Consider the following 17,505-nt stretch of genomic DNA (forward strand, 5'->3'; position numbering starts at 1 on the left):
TCTACACTCCTTCCTTAATGTTCAAACGTGGATCCAGGATCCTGTACAAGATATCAACAATAAGATTAATCGTAACAATCACAACGGCCATCAGCAGCACATAACATTGAATGACCGGATAATCCCGGTTCAAGATGGACTCTATCAGAAACCGACCAAGCCCCGGCAAACTAAAAATTTGCTCAACAATGACCGTTCCGCCCAGCAAATGGCCAAACATGACTCCAGTCGCTGTGATAATGGGAAGCAGCGAATTGGGAAGAATATGACGAAATAAAATGACTGACTCACGTATTCCCCTTATTCGTGCGTATTGTACGTATGACTCTTTCATGTTTTCAAGCATACTGGCGCGAAGCAGACGGGAGAGGAAAGCAACCTGCGAAAAAGCAAGTGTGAGTGTAGGTAAAATGAGATGCTTCCAGCTATGGTTCCCCTGTGTTGGCAGCCAGTCTAATTTCAGAGCAAACCAATAAACAAGCAAAAATCCTAACCAGTAGCGAGGTATGGATATCCCAATAAAAGACTGAAGTCTGCAGAGCTGATCGAACCATCCTCCTTTGTACAATGCGGAAAAAGCTCCGAGCGCAATACTAATGAGCAGTGACAGTCCAATGACTGTCACTGCAAGCCTAAGCGTGGCTGGGAATTTACCAATAACATCACTCCAAACCGGTGTTTTGCTGACAAACGAATTTCCAAAATCAAATTGAGAAGCCTTCCATAACCAATTGGCAAATTGCACCGGAAGAGAACGGTCCATTCCTAGTTCATTGCGCATGGAGGCGACTGCTTCTTCGGTAGGTGTCAAATTTGACATTCGAAGTATCACCTCGGCTGGTTCAACCGGAACGAGCCGGACCAGGATGAAGGCAAGCAGTGAAATACAGAACAGCTGAACAGGCAATCCCGCCAGACGTCTTAGCACATATCTTAGTACTGAACTACTCATTTAGTTGTAATATCCAACGTACCAAAAGGGAAATCATATTTGGTCGCGTTGAATTTAAGGCCTGTTAAGTTTTTATGATAAACAGTTATCATGGATTCGTAAGCAGTTGGATAGAACACGGCTCCCTCGTGAATCTGAGTCAAAATAGAGCGGTATAGCTCTACTCGCTTTTTCTCATCGGTACTTGCCAACACTTCCTTGCTCTGGGCATCGATTTGCGGTTTCGTCGACAATCCAAGAAGCGCTTCGTGTATGCCTGTTTTCGCTTGTGTACTCGTTGTAACAAAATTATGCGGATCATTAGGTACCCCGTAGGTGCTCCAGAAGTTCAAGTGGTAATCACCCGACTTCAATCTTCCATTGCCTACCATCAGTTCTTCGCCCTTGACCTGCACTTGAACACCAATCTTTGCCAATTCAGCTTGAATGATTTCAGCCATCGGCTTTTGGATCGCATCGGTACTTACATACACAAGGTCAAGCAATAGTGGTTTGCCATCCTTCTCTCGTACTGACTTACCTGAAGGAAGTTTCCATCCTGCTTCATCTAGCAGCTGCTCTGATTTCTTCGGATCATAGGCATATGGCTTTAGATCAATATTCGAGTAAGGGAAATTACTAGCCATGATCGTATCTGCCTTCTTTTCCAAACCTAAAGTGACGCTTTGGATCATCTTCGCTTTATCAATTCCATGCTGAATCGCCAGTCGTACATTCATCTCCAAAGTTGGCGCTTTGGCACTATTCAGGATAACTGACCTTGTGGTTAGCGGTTCTGAAGCGCCTGTGTTGTATTTACCTGAATCTTTCAAGTATTTAAAGTTGTCCATGCTAATAATGCCAGCACCAACTATCAAATCAATTTCATGCTTCTCGAAAGCAGTTACAATCGTTTCGGAATCCGGGATGATGAGTACTTTTACTGAAGCAAGTTTGGGCTTTATTCCCCAATAGTTCTCATTGCGACTAAATACAGCATACCCATCTTTCTTATATTCAGATAACACCCAGGGTCCGGTTCCAATCGGCTTCACGATCGCCTCCGAAGTCTTGCCATCCGAAGGAAACCCAGCATCCCCCAAAAATCGGAATGGGCGAGCAAATGCTAGTTCCTGGAGCAAAGGATAGTACGGCTTCGTTAGAATCAGACGAATCGTATAATCGTCGATTTTTTCCGTTCTATCGAGCACAGTGACAATTCCCATCCAACTGTGCCGCTGCTTGTTAGCCATAATGGCGTCTATATTTTTCTTTGCATTACCCGCGTTAAATACAGAGCCATCGGAATATTTTACATCTTTCCGAAGGTGGAACGTATACATGAGTCCGTCATCTGAAACCTCCCACTTTTCGGCTAAACGCGGAACGATTTTGCCACCTTCCACATAGTCAACAAGTGGCTCATACACCATAGCTTGGGCAAACACTTGACTCGGACCGTATAAATGGGGATTAAGAGTTCCAACATCTGCATTCCAAGCCATCGTAATCATCTTCGGAGTCGTCTCTGATTGTTTCTGGGTGTCAATATCTCCTGCTTTCTTGTCAACACTTGTTGAACAAGCTGTTAGACTTATGGCTAAGATCAGCATAAGAATAGAGGGTAACTTCGTTTTTATGTATGAAAACATGGGATAAGATCTCCTTTTTTAATTTTGGTTACTTGGAGCAATGAAACGGAATATGTAGGCTTGCTCGTATTCGAACAACATGCGATCTTCAATGCGACGGAACCAACGATCATTTGAAGACAATTCGGTATAATTAGTTGGAATCATACGTCGGATACCCACTTCGAATCCTTCGCTCCAGAACGCTCCAGCAATCTCATCCAGTGAATGCAAATTCATCGGGACAGCACCACTTCTGTTAATTTTATCCTTAATATCCGGTAAACTTGGATTCCCTCTATAATCTGTGTACGTAGCGTAATAGATGCCCCCAGGATTCAGTGCTTTTTTTATTTTCCTGGCGTGCTCTTTCAAATCGGAGATCAGATAGATGACAGAAATGCTGAAGGCAAGATCAAAGCGATGTTCGAACTTCTCCGGAGTGGATGTTGCTTCATAATGTAGCGGTAAGCTTCCTTTGCGTGAATTAGCCACCTCAATCGATTGACGTGCAAGATCAATACCTACTCCTTCCCGGAACGGGCGCTGCTCGTAGAGAAAACGAAGGAAGCCCCCTTGATTACATCCAAAATCGAGCACATCGCTTCGTTGCAAATCTTCCTCTTCCACAAATCCTAGCACTTTCTTCCAATGGCGAAGATGCTCTTCCTCCATTCTTTGTTCGCCTTCCGCCTTTTCCTGCCACCATATGTCGTACAATTGATCCTTGCTCATTTCAATCTCTTCTCCTTTACGTACTGTATTAGTAAATTTTACGATTATTGGATGCGTCTACACCTTTCTATCACACATCTTTTGCTTATCTTCTCCCTTAGCAGCATTCGGCGAACGTACAAAGCTGCCTTTATCGTCTGCGTCGTAGGTATGTGTATGTTGTTCCCCAATTGGCTTCCCATCGAGTAGATGTTGGTTAACAAGAAGCCGTCCTATCTCAGGTGTAACGTCCTTGTACCAAACCCCTTCGGGGTATACAATGACTACGCAGGCATCTTGACACCGTCCGTTGCAGTGAGTCCTGCTCGTGTGGATGAGCCCGTCAGCCCTTCTTCGGGTAATTTCATCTCGAATTGCCTGTGTGACCTCTTCCCCATGCCTGCGCATACAGCTGGCGCCGTTGCAAATTAGTACATGATGGCGCGTTTCTGATAAGTCCCACGTTGACAATAGTTTTCAACCCCCCTGAATTTTATTGTAAAAATTACGATTAAAGTCAACATAAAACCAAACACCCCTATTAAGAACGGCAATTATCTCGTTTCAAATTGAGGATTGCGCTTTATAGCTTGGAATTGTTATATTTAATAGTAATATTTACTAATAACAAAATTGATTTTACTTATACAAACGTATATTGTCAATAGCACTTTCCCACCCCTTCTCGAGAACACCAGTGATCAGAGGTGGATTTGAATATAAACACCATGATACCTTCGTTTTAGGAAACCGACTTTTTTTTGCCTATCTTTGAATATCCTATAAGGATTGCTATAATAGGTCTGGTTTAAAAGGTTCTCTATCATCAGTCTAAAGAGGAGTATGTCTAAATGACTAGTTTCAAGTTACGATATCATAAATGGCCATAAATGGACTAAGAATAAGGGATTGTTGGTTTGAAATCATCCGAGACACCACCTGAAATTAGTTAATTAAATTATACAGGAAAACAGGGTACCTCTCCTCAGAATTGTGATAAGGTACCCTGTTTATATGATTTGAACTTTTTCAGCGGCCTCGATAATGCCGGCAGCCTGTTGTTATGATGCTATTATTTACAGTCGGAGTAATTACCCTAGCTGAAATGTCTAACTCTTGACTGCTGCGATCAAGAGGAAAATGGGACGACGAGTTTCGTCTCTCATTTCTGGATACTTGTCCAATGTTTCTTGATTTGGTTGAGGTTCAGATATTTTCATAATCCTAAATCCTGAATCAATTAACGCATTAACATAGGTAGCGATAGTCCGATGATATTTGACGACATCATTGTCCAGAAATCTCGCTTGCCGTAGACCTTCTTTCTGGTAGTCGTCGACAGGCCAGTGCAATCGCTCGCCCTCCGTACCATAATGCCAGTCTTGTGCAGCAATTGCGGTAAAGACCGGATGTTCAACCGAAAGTATAAAAGTTCCTCCTGATACAAGACAATGATGTACTTTAAGACAACGCCAACCACTGACCGTGCTTGCTGTTCTCGTGCATATTGGCAATGCCATCCAAAGCCGCATCCAAGGTCAAGAACTCTTTTATCTCGAAGCGCGGGAATCATCGTACGGAGTACGGGCCATTCCCCCGCAGCATTTAGTCCACCAATCGAGCGAGGCATCTCACTGTATTTTTCGAAAAATCCAAGATCATCATATTTATTCTGTTTCATATTAACCCAAGACTCCTAACTTGAACTTATTTTCTCACCTTGACAAAAGATAATTTTTTTTGATTAACGGTATTTAGAGTTTAACATCAAACTGTGAAAGTCTTTATTGAAAATTTAATTTTAATTAAACACTCCTGTCTTTACTCATTAGCAGAAAAGGCTGCCGTTGTAGCAGCGGCAGACGGTTTCCTTGAGCTATCATGATACCTGAAAAATAACTATTCTACGCTATTTATTGCTTTTTGTATTTTTTCACCATATTTCGTTTCGCTCAGCTTTGGAGTTGCAGTTTTTGAATTATTAACGTTGCTGTAATAAAGAACTAAATAATTGCTCGTCTGATACACGATTGGTGCATAGGAGCTAAGAAGCTGTTGATGTTCTTGGAAACGTTTCTTTCCAAGTTCTCTTTTTTCTTTCGAACCAAAGTCATAAACCCTTATGATTTCATTGTTATCGAGTTTATAACTTAGGGGGTTGGTCTCATTAAGTTGAGCTTCCTGGGGTGATTCAATTTGAGTGATATTGATTCCTTCGGACTTAATGGCTTCGATAACGGAAGTATACTTTTGTTGAGATGAACACGCACTCAACCAAAACAAGCTTAAAAACGCGACGAATATTAATTTTCTCATGAATCAGCTACACTTCCTACTCTTTTCAAATTCGTATTTTTTTCACTTATATCCTTAAAATAATTAATTACTGTCCCCGCTTGCTTAAACTCGTATTCACCCCTCTTCTTATAATTAGTTAGACGTCAATTAATGGTTATAGTTTCCACTTTTAACGAATTATATTTAATGTCATTAATAACAAAAAAAGCCGCGATTTACGCGACTTTTCTCGTTATATTTACTCTTAAATGGTAAATACGTGATTACCAATAGTAATCTTGGCGGTTCTTTTTTTGCTCCAAGATGCTTGGGCAATATCAGGATTGTAAAAAAATAGCGCCCCAGTTGTTGGATCCAAACCATTCAAAGCGGCTTTTGCCGCGCGGTAGGCTGATAAATTTGGATTAAGATTAAACTGACCATCATCAACGGCTGAAAATTGACCTGGCTGATGAATAACCTCAGTGATGGAATCAGGAAATTTTTCGGACTGAACTCGATTAAGAACGACAGCTCCCACGGCAACTTGTCCTAAAAAGGACTCCCCTCGTGCTTCGGAATGAATGATTCGCGCCAATTCTTCTAGTACCGACTGTTTGGGTGAAATCGTTTTATTGAGTTTAATCAGAGTTAAGGAATCGGCTTCACCATCAACTGACAAGCCATAACTGGCTTGAAATTTCTTTACAGCATCCTTAGTCTGGTTACCGTAATAACCGGTAATTCCTGTTTTAAAGTAACCGAGTGCGCTTAATCGTTCTTGCATATCCAATACTTGGTCACTTTGTGTGCCCTGTCCTAACGATTGAGCACCAACTGGTGCGGCCATCCCCATTACACCAAGGGAACAAACGCAGATAAGAGCCTGTAGTTTCTTCTTCATGTTTCAAGATAACCTCCTCTTCCTTTTACGCGCCGCACATGGCAACGATATGCAGCATTACAAATTTAGGGGTGTTGATCCGACTCTAGATGTCGCCTTACACGCTCGAAAAATAGGGAACAGCACCAGGCTGTCCCTATAAACTTCGGAAGAAACATTTATTAAGGGTCGCAAATCACAAAAAGGAGTTGCTTTCTGTTTATTTTCTTTGTCTAAGTCAAGCTAAAAAGCACAATGGATCAGGAACTATTTTCTCCTGGTTCATTGTGCTTTTTTAATGCGAGGGAATCCAACCTATGATTTGTAATATCGTTAATACAACCTCAATAACAATAAGAATCACAACGATCCACTCTACGAATAGCCCTCGAATGGAATGACTGATATTTGAAAAACCTTCCAAGATATGATATAAAATATCCGTTTTGCTTTTCAGTATTTTAAATCGATCGTTCAATTCAAAAAAAACCATCATCCCATCGTAAAATTGGCTAGCCGTACTGTTGGTCCAAGTCAGATCAGGTTTATCCAAAATCATGATGTAAGCAAGGGTGTTGTACTCATGACGTACGATTTTTGCAGTCGTTCTTGCCAATTCTTTGTTGCCGACACGAAGATTTCCTTTTTCAAGTCTTTCAATCATAATTTCGAGGCCATCATGAATTTTCCCAAGCTGTTCCTCTATCTTCTCAAGAGCAACCGATTTGGCAAGGACAGTGGAGATTAATTCTGGGTAAAAGGATTCATACTCAGTTACAACTACATACTTGTCAGTTAACTCCATGCTATCGATTTCTTCGATGTGAAGACTGTAATCGTCCGTGTATCTGTCAGCAGGCTGGAGCTCAATATCTGGTTCGAAGGATTGGATGAATTTCAAAAAGCCAGTGATCTCATCCTTGTGTGTGTGATTTACAAAAACTACACTGCCAAAAGAAAACACCAACACTTGTTGATAGGCGTCAATTTCTTTTTTTAGGATCGATTTAAGTATATCGCCTCTTAGGATTAAAGGCTGTTCCCATGTGTATTTCTTGGGAATGCCGCAGTGGATGGCGATTTTGTTCAGATCAATTTCATTTGTGACGGCCATAGCCTTAAAAGTAATATCTTTCATTTTCACCACTCATCCTGCTTTATAAAAGTCATGCTAACTAGTCTTGACAGAAAAAGTGGGCTTCAATCCTCATGAATAATAAAAGACGGGGCAACCGTCACTGTTTACTACGTCATTTCTGCTCTTCAATGTTTAAAATTTCAAGTTTCATATAAGCATACTTAGAAAAATCACCTACCTCACCAGCTGCTACATATTTTATTTCACCCATACTTATGGTTCGTTTTTCATCTGAAGATCCATATTTGGTTGAACCTAAAGCAGACCCAATTAATTCATTATTTTTGTCATAAAAATTTAGTTTGAAATCTATTTTGTACTCTTTTTTTATTATCAGCTCTTCTATGTCATCTAAGGATAATAACCCCCTTATACCTGTATAACCTCCATCCAAGTAAAGATCTATAAGGCCAAAATGGATATTTGGATACTTATTATCTGTTAGTAAATCCATGCTTGCTGGAAAATGATTGACTTTAATTTCATTATTTTGTTCATTGTAATCCACAAATGCCCCCATATTTTCGGCGATGAAACGGATAGGAACATAAGCATGCCCATTGTAATTTAAAGTTGAATATTCCTTTTCCATTTCTTTATTTTGGCCATTAATTTCATATCTAACTGGAAACAAGTACGTCTGAATCGTGTCCGATGCATAAACCGCAGTTGATGCTGTTATAGTGATTCCACATATCAATCCTAAAAGAAACTTTTTCAAAGTGTTGCACCATCCCAATTCTTTCAAATATAACTCCTTAATTTAGACGCAACTTCAAGGTAAATGTTTCCATTTATTTCGTGAATTTCACAAGAAAAAAAGCATGCTATCGCACTATGTACCTGCGGCAGCTTGCTTCCCATATACTCAACTCATATTTCTCCCACTTACTTAACCCAAATCTACACAAATATTTATTTTTTGTTGGTTAATCGACTTACTAACATGTCATATAAATGTATCAGTTCCTCGGACGGACGAATGCCAAGCTCCCTGCTGAGAAGCCGAACATAATCGGTATACAGAGCGGTCAAACCTTTTTTGTCCCCGGTCATCTCGCGTATCGTCATAAGATGACGTATCACTGATTCGTCCAGTTGATTGCGCTCGTTCAGTTTGAGCAGCAGCTTCGACGCGGAAGTCGTATCCCGCAACGAAATAAGCACTTCGGCAAGCCGTTTTACGAAAGAGGTGTACATTTCCGCATAGCGCACCATTTCGTGAATGGCCCATACATACGCCTTGTCACCGAACAGATCGCCCGTATACTGCCGTTCAATGCGCAGCGCCCTCTCCACATTTCCGACGTCAATGGATGGCATCTCCTCTACTTGCTTTTCGAATTCCACGTAATCGATAACGGAATCCTTTAATTCAAGCGCATAGCCATCATTCTCAGATCGTATGACCTCGCGCATGCCAAGCGGTTCCAAAGACTTGCGCAATTGATAGACGGTCGTATTTAAGTAGTTCTCCGCATTGGTTTGGTGCATCCCTCCGAAAATATCCATAACTAACCTTGAACGGGGAATTCGTTTGCCACGATAAAACAGCAAGTACGCGAATAGCTCCGCACATTTCCTCGAGATCCACTTGACACGGCCCGCATCGTTGCTCACGACGACATCACCCAGCATCGTTAGGACGATCCTGCCAGAGTTTTCGGAAGCGGGAGCAGACAGCGACGGTGAATGAATGCCCCGTTGGCTCGCCAACGCACGATTTACCGTCCTCTGCAATCGTTCCTGGGAAACGGGTTTGACCAGGTAATCCACCACAGATAGTTCGTAAGCTTTCAAGGCAAATTCTTTGTGTGACGTGACGAAGACGATTTGCAGCGGAGAAGCCAAAGCTTCCATCTTGGCGGCGAACTCCATCCCACTCCCGCCCGGCATGGAGATGTCAACAAAAGCCAAACCGATGTCGGTGTTGTCATTTAGAAAGGAGGCTGCGGACTTCGTATCCGTAAAAGCGCCCGCCACGTGAACCTCTGGCAGCTTGACCAGCATTTTACGCAGAATCAAATGCATCATCGGCTCATCGTCCACCAAAATCACTTTCATAAACTTCTTCCTCCATTCCTCCGTCGTCGAACGCTTCCCGCACACCAGCCGAGCCGGGTAAGGTGAATGAGAAGGTCGTCCCGATCCCAGGCTCGCTCTCGAACCAAAGGCTGCCACCATGGATACGAACGAATTCGCGGATCAACGCCAGTCCGAATCTCATATCCTCCGAATCGTCCCCGTTCACCATTACCTTTAAGAATGGCTCTTCTAGACGCAGCAGATCTGATGTTTTAACGTCGATTCCCGCACCATTGTCGCTTACGGACACGATGATCTGATCGCCTTCAAGAACGGCCCCGATCTCAATTGCCCCACCAATTCCTGTAAACTTGATCGCGTTCGAAAGCAAATTTCGTAGAATAAGATCCAACATCTCTTTATCCGCTCTAACCGTTAGCTTCTCGTTGATCTGCTCTGTCATCCGAATTTGTTTCATGCCAGCCTTCGTGCCAGAAAGCAATAAAGCCTGCCGGACGACCTGCTGCAAATTCCAGCCTAACGGACGAAACACGACTTTCCCTTTCTGGCTGCGATACCAATCCAATAAATTTTCAACGAGATGGAACGTGCTTTGCACTTGTCCTTTAAGCTCTCTCACCAATTCGGCGTGCTCAAAGTCGGCGGCGGTTAGTTCATCGCCCAGCAGCTCGGTCAAACTCACGAGGAGTGCGATCGGATCGCGAATGTCGTGTGCCACGACGGTGAAAAGCTTGTCCTTGAACGCATTTAGCTCAGACAGTTGCCGGGCGTTCTCACGCAACCGGGCTTCGCTCTCCTTCATCTCCGTAATATCGTTGAACATCAGAATCTTTCCGATCAGGACATTGCCCGAATCATAAATCAGTGACAAACTGCAGTTGTAGTGCTTGTTACGGTGTGCATGGAATCTGTGAAACGGGAAGCGTTCGTCCCTATCACTAGCGGCACGAATACGTTTAAGCAGTTCTGGACTTTCTGACAAAACCTTCTCCATACCAATGGGGTAACGTTTCGGCAAACCGAGTTCGGGAAGGACCTTTTCGGCTGCTTCGTTGTAACTAACGATTTGATCCTCATAATCGAACAGGACGACTCCATCCCGGATCGTTTCGAACACTTTAGCCATCGCAAGAGGCGTTAATCGAAGAAAATTATACCGCAAAATCCCCCATACGTAGGCGATCCCCGATACAGCGAATCCAAACGGCGTCAAATCAACGTCCATTCCGGACCAAAAGAACAAATTGAACACCATAGGCGCGACTGCGCCCAAAAGGAGGATGACGATTTGCTTTCGCACGATCGGTAAAGCTCGCCAATACATGGGTATAAACAGTAACATTCCGCATAGAAGTACGGAATAATTATAGACGGTATGCACCTTATACCAAGGCCCCTTGACAGTCGTGTACAAAGGAACCGAATCGCTCACATTCCGAATATAACGCTCATAGATTAGGTGATGCCAATCGTTGGTCAAATGGAGAAAAAATACCGCTGCGGGGACAACGAACAGCACTAGGGCGAGACGCTTGCGGTAGCGAGCCGCCGTCCCAGTAAATTGAATGACCTGAAAAAACCAGAGCGTAGTAACGAATGGAATGCCCAAGTATTCGATTTGAAGCGACAGCTTCACATCGTTCAGGCTTCGGCTCAACACCTCAAACGCGTAGCCGAACGCATAGCAAGCCGCTGCCAGCATGATCAGAACCATCGTTTTGGCAACAGGCAGATAGCGTTTCCGGTAAGACAAGAAAGAGACGAACACCATCAGCGCCGTTGCGAGAAAAAGTGTTACCGACATCCATTGTCTTGTGTCCACGGCTGCATCTCCCTTATATCAAATGACTTTCGAACCGCCATTCGGGCCAGTTCGACAAAAGTCTACCTAAATAAGGATATCATCTTCTCTAATTTGTGTCTTTAAAATTATGATAGTTAATTAAATACCTTCAAATTTCACGGGTCTCATAAATAATCTTATTAGTTGTTCGTTTGGATCATTACCTTCAGTGAGTACTGAATTAACAGCCTGGCAAATGGGTAGCTCCACATCATATTTAGTGGACAATCGTAATAATGCTTTTACGGTTGCTACTCCTTCAGCTAGTTTCTCGAAAGGTTCCTTTTTTACAAATGCCTCACCAAAACGTCGATTATGACTATGATTAGAGAACACGGTCGCTTCGTAATCACCAAGATGTCCTAATCCGTAAATGGTTAATTCGTTCCCTCCCATTGCCTTGACTAATCTTGCAATTTCTTTTGTTCCTCTAGCCATCAAGGCTCCTTTCAAACTTGTATAACCTAATCCATCCAACATACCTGCTGCGATTCCAATTACATTTTTCGCTGCAGCACCTATCTCATTGCCTAACAAATCTTGCCCATAATAAAATCTTATAATCTCACTTCCGAAGCTGTCCACAAGCAATTTAGTTATGTGCATGTGATCTGAATCAATAACCATACAGTTTGGAATGTCCTTAACAAAATCTTGAACATGCCCAGGTCCAACCCAAATTGCTAAATTTACAGGTGATTGTATCCCTTCCATAAAAACTTGTGAGAGTCTTTCTCCAGACTCCATTTCAAGTCCTTTCATACATAAAACAAAGATCTTATTTGTAATTCTCATGGTATTTAACTGCTTTGCAAAACCTCTAAGTTCCTGAGCACTAATAGCGATAAAAATGATTTCGGCAAACCCAATTGCTTCAGCAATTCTATCTGTTAAATGTATGTTTTGGGGTAATTGTAAATATTCATTTGTTCTACTATGAACTAATCTTTGATAATTTTTTGATTCTTCTCTTCCCCATAACATGACGTCATGTCCTATTTTATTTGCATACCAAGCTAAAAAAGATCCCCATCTTCCACAACCTAAAACAGTAACCCTCATTAAGTAGCACAGCTCCTTTACATACTGTCTATTTAATCTTTCAAAGCTAAATCTACTGCATATTCAGCATGGATCCTCGTTGTATCGAATATAGGCACCCTGCAATCCAGTTGAGATATTAATAAGGTGATTTCTGTGCAGCCAAGGATAACGGCCTCTACCCCATCTTGGACAAGACTATTAATGATCTCTAAGTAGGATCGTTTAGAATTTTCTTTAATAATTCCGAGACAAAGTTCTTGATAGATGATATCATGTACAATCTTCCTTGCGGCTTCATTTGGAACGATAACATCAAGACCAAATTTTTCAATCAGTCTACCCTTGTAAAAATCTTGTTCCATTGTAAAAGCAGTACCGAGTAAAGCGACTTTTTTAATTCCACACTTAACAATTTCATTTGCCGTTGCATCAGCTATATGCAGTAATGGTATTGAGACCGATTCTTCTACTTCTTTTGCCATCTTGTGCATCGTATTCGTGCATATGACAATGAAATCTGAACCACCAGATTCGAGTTTTTGTGCTGAATCAATCATGATTTTTGTGGCTTCATCCCATTTCCCTTCATGTTGAAGAGTCTTGATCTCATGAAAATCCACCGAATACATAAGACTTTTTGCGGAATGATGCCCGCCTAATTTCTCCTTAATACGCTGATTGATGATTTGGTAATAAAGCAAGGACGACTCCCAGCTCATTCCACCTATTAGCCCAATTGTTTTCATTGATAAACACCTCGGAAATAACTATTTACTACATAATAACAGAAAATCGATATTATTATTTGCTCCAAAGAATTTGTCCGGCCTTTACCTTCGATAGATGACTCCATTCATAACTTTGTCCTGTTTCTTTGGATTTCTTACGGATTTCCGCAATCTGTGTCTCTGTAGCTGGTTGGTTACGAATAATGGCGTCTAGGTTATCATGTGCAATTTTTCGTGCTAGCTTAGGGTCGTCAAGCTTATCTAATAACTGATACATCGCACCAATTGCAGCCTCCTCACCAATATCAAATCCAGAGTCCGTACTCAACATAAATTGATCAGGAAACTGCTTCATCACAGGTATGAAATCATCCAACTTATTGGCACTACCTGGATTGAGTGCGGTGAAACCCGCATAAAAATCCGCGTACAAATTAGGGTGCTTTTCGAGTAGTTTTCTGATATTTTCCGGTGAATTAAACGCGTTTGCGTGTGCGAATATGATTATTGTGTTTGGATGTTTGTCTAGCGCCTCTTCTAACTTATCTATAACAATTCCGTTTGGTGGGTCAATATGCAACAGAATGGGTACTTTGTATTTTGCACATATTTCGTATATGTCCGGTAAATAGCCGTCCATTGGGCTTTCACCCTTCCATGCCACTTTTGATACCACAGGTGAATACATAGAAGCAGCTGCAATTTCACCTAAACCAAAATATCCTTGTTCCAGGTTATGTGTCACTACATCGAGACTCGATTTATCATGCATATCGAAGCCTGAAAAGTAAGGAATAATTACATCAGGGTTATCTTTGTAAGCCATCCATGACATCTGGTCGGTCATTAAAGCGCTTGGCTCAGATATATCTCCAAAGAGAACAACTTGATTAACGGCATTACGCTTCCAAACTTCCAGCATATTTAGATACTTTGAATCAGATGCATCATGATTGTGGGCATCGATAACTTTTAAATGACGGTATTGCTCGACTAACTCTTTAAGCGTTTTCTCAGTCGACTTCTTAATCGGTGTTTCATTTATAATTACTGGTGTGCTTGGATTGAGCAAATCTTTTTTAACGGGGGTATCTTTTACTTGATCAAAAGGGAATAGCCCCAAAACAGAAATTAGCCATATCCCTATGGCCGTACTCACTGTCACTATTAAAGTAATAATAATCTGGTTTTTCATTCTTTGACCAACTTTCTTTCTTGAAATTACTCCACCTTCGAAGTCCCGCTGCCTCAATAACTTATTGTTAAGTCATCCAATCCGAGAAGAACCAATTGACGAACAATTGGTATAGCGCCGTTGAATTGTCCGTCAGAACTTAAATATGGAAACTAATTCAAAGCCAATGCCACATACCCTCTTGCATAACGGGATATCGTTTCATCGATTACTCCCTGCGTTTGTTTTGCCTCAGCATTTTTACCCTGACTGCGAACCAAAAAAATAGCAAACTCTTCTTTAGTCACCTCTCCACTAGGATTGAACCGATCTACGTCTATACCATCAGTAACACCTGCTTGGCGAAGTGCTTCTATAAAGGGGAGCGCATACCCATATATCGGATCGTCTGCTTTCACATCGCTGAAACTAGAAGTCTTCAATGTGGTATCTATTTCTACTCTTATTGAAAGAGCCACGATCTTCGCGAATTCAGCACGGGTAATCGTTTCATTTAGACCGAACCAGTCCTCCGACACCCCTTGTATTAACCCTGCTGATAACCATTTGTTTACTTTGGCTTTCGTCTTATCCGACCAAACAATATTAATTCGAGGAACTCAACAGAGTATCCTTTATTTTCCATTGGTAATTTTTAGATTTATTGAACCAGCTTTCTTATGGAGCTGGCCGAAACGATAATTCTTCCTGTTGCTTTCTCTTTTTTAGACACAAGAACATTATTATGTATTATATAATATTTTAAATATATTTTTATACATACTTAAGCAGACTCTTCAACTGCAAAATATGTAATAACTGTAGTTTTGAACTTGTAGAATAAGGTAATATTTTGCTTTCTTATAAGATTGTTTATCGAATCACTTGAAATATTATATACAACATGTTAAACATATTAATACAAACATGTCATGACATTACAAAGCACGCTACTCTTCGAAGAAGGAGGTCAAGTCGAAACAACAACAGCTTCGCTGTAATTAATTCCTAAATGAGGTGAGCAGATTGATTGGGAAATTAAGAATTTTATGCATGGTATTAGTATGTGTGACAATGCTGCCTTTCAGCATTTCCGCGACTCAGGCTGAAAGTGTGACCCCCGATGGAATTAAATGGCCGAAAAATCAAGCGCTTCCAACGTTTAATCAACCCAAGTATTTGGACGTTGTCAATGTCTCTAATGCACCTGGAGACGTCAAACTGCTGATGGCTACTCTTCAGGGCATTGTGAATCGAGAGAACCCGCGTATTTATCTGATTCAGAACAAGGTTGACCCCTGGTATAACGAAATGACCATGCCGCATAAGCTCCACGATAATAGCATGGATGTCTTCGATTTGTATAAAAATGAAGTAAAAGGAATCATCATTTACGATCCAAAAAATCCAGATTCCATAAACGTCGCGACCACGTTGGCGGGACTCAAGAATGCCGTTGTCGTCAGCCCTGAATTGGCGGGTAAGCTAACCGCAGCTCCCTACCAATTGAAAGTGATCGAAGATTTCCGGGGCAAATTCAAAAATAAAATTGATGCATACACATGGCAGTACGAGCACTTATGGAATCAGACGACCCAACGGATGTTGATTGGGCTAAGTCCGGACACATCGATCTCTCTCCCACCGGGTCTACCCGAATCCTTCGTCACGATTGCAGAAGAGAAAAGGCAAATACGTGATGCCAGTAACCGGGGAACGTATGAATACGACCTTTCTTCGTTTTTAGGGAAAGAAGCGGTTTACGTTCGTTTCGACGACTCCTTCACGCAGGACGGATGGGGACCGGCCGTTCATGCCATCACCGTAAAGGCAGACGGGAAGGTAATCGCTCAATTTGATGCCGGTACACCTGATGAAGAATTGTACTTATATGACAGACAAAATTCCAAGCATTTACCGGGTGCAGATCACCGCTTCGCAGATAATGGAAGTTACTTCATGTATGAATTTAAACCTACTACAGGCACGCAACAGTTGACGATCTCTGTGGAGATGTGGAATCAATACAAAGTTTCGGTCGGCAATATTCGCCCTCTCTCTTCAGAGCAGAAAGAGCCTTATGGATATTTACGAGACTATGCGGTCGCTAACAAAGCAATGGTTTTCTGGCTTTCGACGGATGTACCGGATCAGCGAGCACTCTTAGAGAAGATTCTGTCCGATGTAGAGCCAGGGACACCTTATCTGGGCTGGTTTAGCAATGACTTCGAAGGCGAAGCCGCCTCCGTTGACCTACTCTCGAGGTATAGCGTCTTTGTATTGGCTGCTGATTGGTTCCATAACATGACCGTCTTCTCGGGAACGAAGGTGGAAGCGGCCCCTAAGATCAAGCCCAACCCGCTCAAGCTGGAAAACAAAATCTATGTGACGTTCACTTTCGGTGAAGGAGACAATTTGCAATACGATTTGAATCATATGCGCGAGATACTATGGGAAGATCCTGCACGCGGCAAAGTACCCATTAACTGGACTTCCAGTCCATTACTCTACGATGCCGCTCCAATGGTTCTTAATTATTACCGGAAAACGGCGACAGAGAATGACCTGTTGGTCGCCGGACCGTCCGGTGCTGGTTATTTCAATCCACATCCATGGCCGGAAGAGACGCTCCCGGATTTCCTGAAGGATACCTACCGATATCTCAAACAGACCGGTATGACCATTCCGATGGTGATAAACCGGGATGTCACCAAAGACATTCCAATAAGCGCATCCGAAGCGGCCGCATACGAGCAAAATTATAAAGTTCCCGGCATCCTGCTTGTAAGCGATCAATTCGGCATCGAAATCATGAACGGCACGCTTCCGGTATCGATGATGCGAGGAATTGGAACGGTTCAGGATGGAGTTAATATGCTAGCCGAGGCCAAGAAAAGCTGGGACGGTAAATCGCCGTTGTTCCTTTCCGTCGGGGTTAACGCGTGGGGGATGAGACCCCACGATATTTTGGCCATCTCCGAATCACTCGGAGAGGAATATAAAATCGTAAACGCCGAACAGTATTTCACACTTATTCGTGAAGCTTATGGATTGTCCAAAAAAGAGTAAACTCATTTAAAAAGAATCGGATAGCGA

At 42.2% G+C, this 17,505-nt stretch carries 15 protein-coding genes and 1 pseudogene; 1 reads left to right on the top strand and 15 read right to left on the bottom strand.

Features of this window, described 5'->3' with window-relative positions; translation table 11 throughout:
• Nucleotide 1 precedes the first annotated feature (1 nt).
• From nikB to QFZ81_RS16590, 15 genes and pseudogenes are all read right to left on the bottom strand, one after another.
• Nucleotides 2-952, bottom strand: coding sequence for a nickel ABC transporter permease (gene nikB, locus QFZ81_RS16520; RefSeq protein WP_307603602.1), 951 nt, complete (start codon nt 950-952; stop codon nt 2-4).
• Nucleotides 949-2,583, bottom strand: coding sequence for a nickel ABC transporter substrate-binding protein (gene nikA / locus QFZ81_RS16525; protein ID WP_307603604.1), 1,635 nt, complete (start codon nt 2,581-2,583; stop codon nt 949-951). Before nikA ends, nikB begins: the two co-directional genes overlap by 4 nt.
• A gap of 18 nt (nt 2,584-2,601) precedes the next feature.
• Nucleotides 2,602-3,297 carry a class I SAM-dependent methyltransferase gene (locus QFZ81_RS16530; protein WP_307442589.1) on the bottom strand — a complete coding sequence of 232 codons (696 nt, stop codon included), beginning with the start codon at nt 3,295-3,297 and terminating at the stop codon, nt 2,602-2,604.
• A gap of 57 nt (nt 3,298-3,354) precedes the next feature.
• Nucleotides 3,355-3,747, bottom strand: coding sequence for a (2Fe-2S) ferredoxin domain-containing protein (locus QFZ81_RS16535; protein WP_307442587.1), 393 nt, complete (start codon nt 3,745-3,747; stop codon nt 3,355-3,357).
• Nucleotides 3,748-4,385: 638 nt separating this feature from the next.
• Nucleotides 4,386-4,957 (bottom strand): annotated as a pseudogene (locus tag QFZ81_RS16540) (class I SAM-dependent methyltransferase).
• 218 nt (nt 4,958-5,175) lie between these two features.
• Complete coding sequence (locus tag QFZ81_RS16545) at nt 5,176-5,592, bottom strand: hypothetical protein (RefSeq protein WP_307442586.1); 417 nt, start codon at nt 5,590-5,592, stop codon at nt 5,176-5,178.
• A gap of 226 nt (nt 5,593-5,818) precedes the next feature.
• Nucleotides 5,819-6,457, bottom strand: coding sequence for a cell wall hydrolase (locus tag QFZ81_RS16550; protein WP_307603606.1), 639 nt, complete (start codon nt 6,455-6,457; stop codon nt 5,819-5,821).
• A 274-nt stretch (nt 6,458-6,731) separates the two neighbouring features.
• A complete protein-coding gene (locus QFZ81_RS16555) occupies nt 6,732-7,574 on the bottom strand; it encodes an RMD1 family protein (protein ID WP_307442582.1) in 843 nt (280 codons plus the stop codon).
• A 112-nt stretch (nt 7,575-7,686) separates the two neighbouring features.
• Nucleotides 7,687-8,322 (bottom strand): stalk domain-containing protein, encoded by a 636-nt coding sequence (locus tag QFZ81_RS16560; protein ID WP_307603608.1) that lies wholly within the window; start codon nt 8,320-8,322, stop codon nt 7,687-7,689.
• A 167-nt stretch (nt 8,323-8,489) separates the two neighbouring features.
• Nucleotides 8,490-9,638: a response regulator gene (locus QFZ81_RS16565; protein ID WP_307603610.1), complete on the bottom strand. Its 1,149-nt coding sequence runs from the start codon at nt 9,636-9,638 to the stop codon at nt 8,490-8,492.
• The gene (locus QFZ81_RS16570) at nt 9,613-11,442 is read right to left on the bottom strand and encodes a sensor histidine kinase (RefSeq protein ID WP_307442576.1); all 1,830 of its coding nucleotides are present in this window, start codon (nt 11,440-11,442) and stop codon (nt 9,613-9,615) included. Before QFZ81_RS16570 ends, QFZ81_RS16565 begins: the two co-directional genes overlap by 26 nt.
• 120 nt (nt 11,443-11,562) lie before the next feature.
• Nucleotides 11,563-12,525, bottom strand: coding sequence for an NAD(P)H-dependent glycerol-3-phosphate dehydrogenase (locus tag QFZ81_RS16575; RefSeq protein ID WP_307442574.1), 963 nt, complete (start codon nt 12,523-12,525; stop codon nt 11,563-11,565).
• A gap of 32 nt (nt 12,526-12,557) precedes the next feature.
• Complete coding sequence (locus tag QFZ81_RS16580) at nt 12,558-13,253, bottom strand: aspartate/glutamate racemase family protein (protein WP_307442572.1); 696 nt, start codon at nt 13,251-13,253, stop codon at nt 12,558-12,560.
• 55 nt (nt 13,254-13,308) lie between these two features.
• Complete coding sequence (locus tag QFZ81_RS16585) at nt 13,309-14,430, bottom strand: amidohydrolase family protein (RefSeq protein WP_307442570.1); 1,122 nt, start codon at nt 14,428-14,430, stop codon at nt 13,309-13,311.
• A gap of 152 nt (nt 14,431-14,582) precedes the next feature.
• On the bottom strand, nt 14,583-15,020 hold the full coding sequence (locus tag QFZ81_RS16590) for an S-layer homology domain-containing protein (RefSeq protein ID WP_307606934.1): 438 nt from the start codon (nt 15,018-15,020) through the stop codon (nt 14,583-14,585).
• Nucleotides 15,021-15,426: 406 nt separating this feature from the next.
• Here QFZ81_RS16590 and QFZ81_RS16595 point away from each other — a divergent pair, with 406 nt between their 5' ends.
• Complete coding sequence (locus QFZ81_RS16595; protein ID WP_373463685.1) at nt 15,427-17,478, top strand: GxGYxYP domain-containing protein; 2,052 nt, start codon at nt 15,427-15,429, stop codon at nt 17,476-17,478.
• Nucleotides 17,479-17,505: the final 27 nt, after the last annotated feature.

The organism is Paenibacillus sp. V4I9 (assembly GCF_030817295.1).
Lineage (GTDB): Bacteria > Bacillota > Bacilli > Paenibacillales > NBRC-103111 > Paenibacillus_E.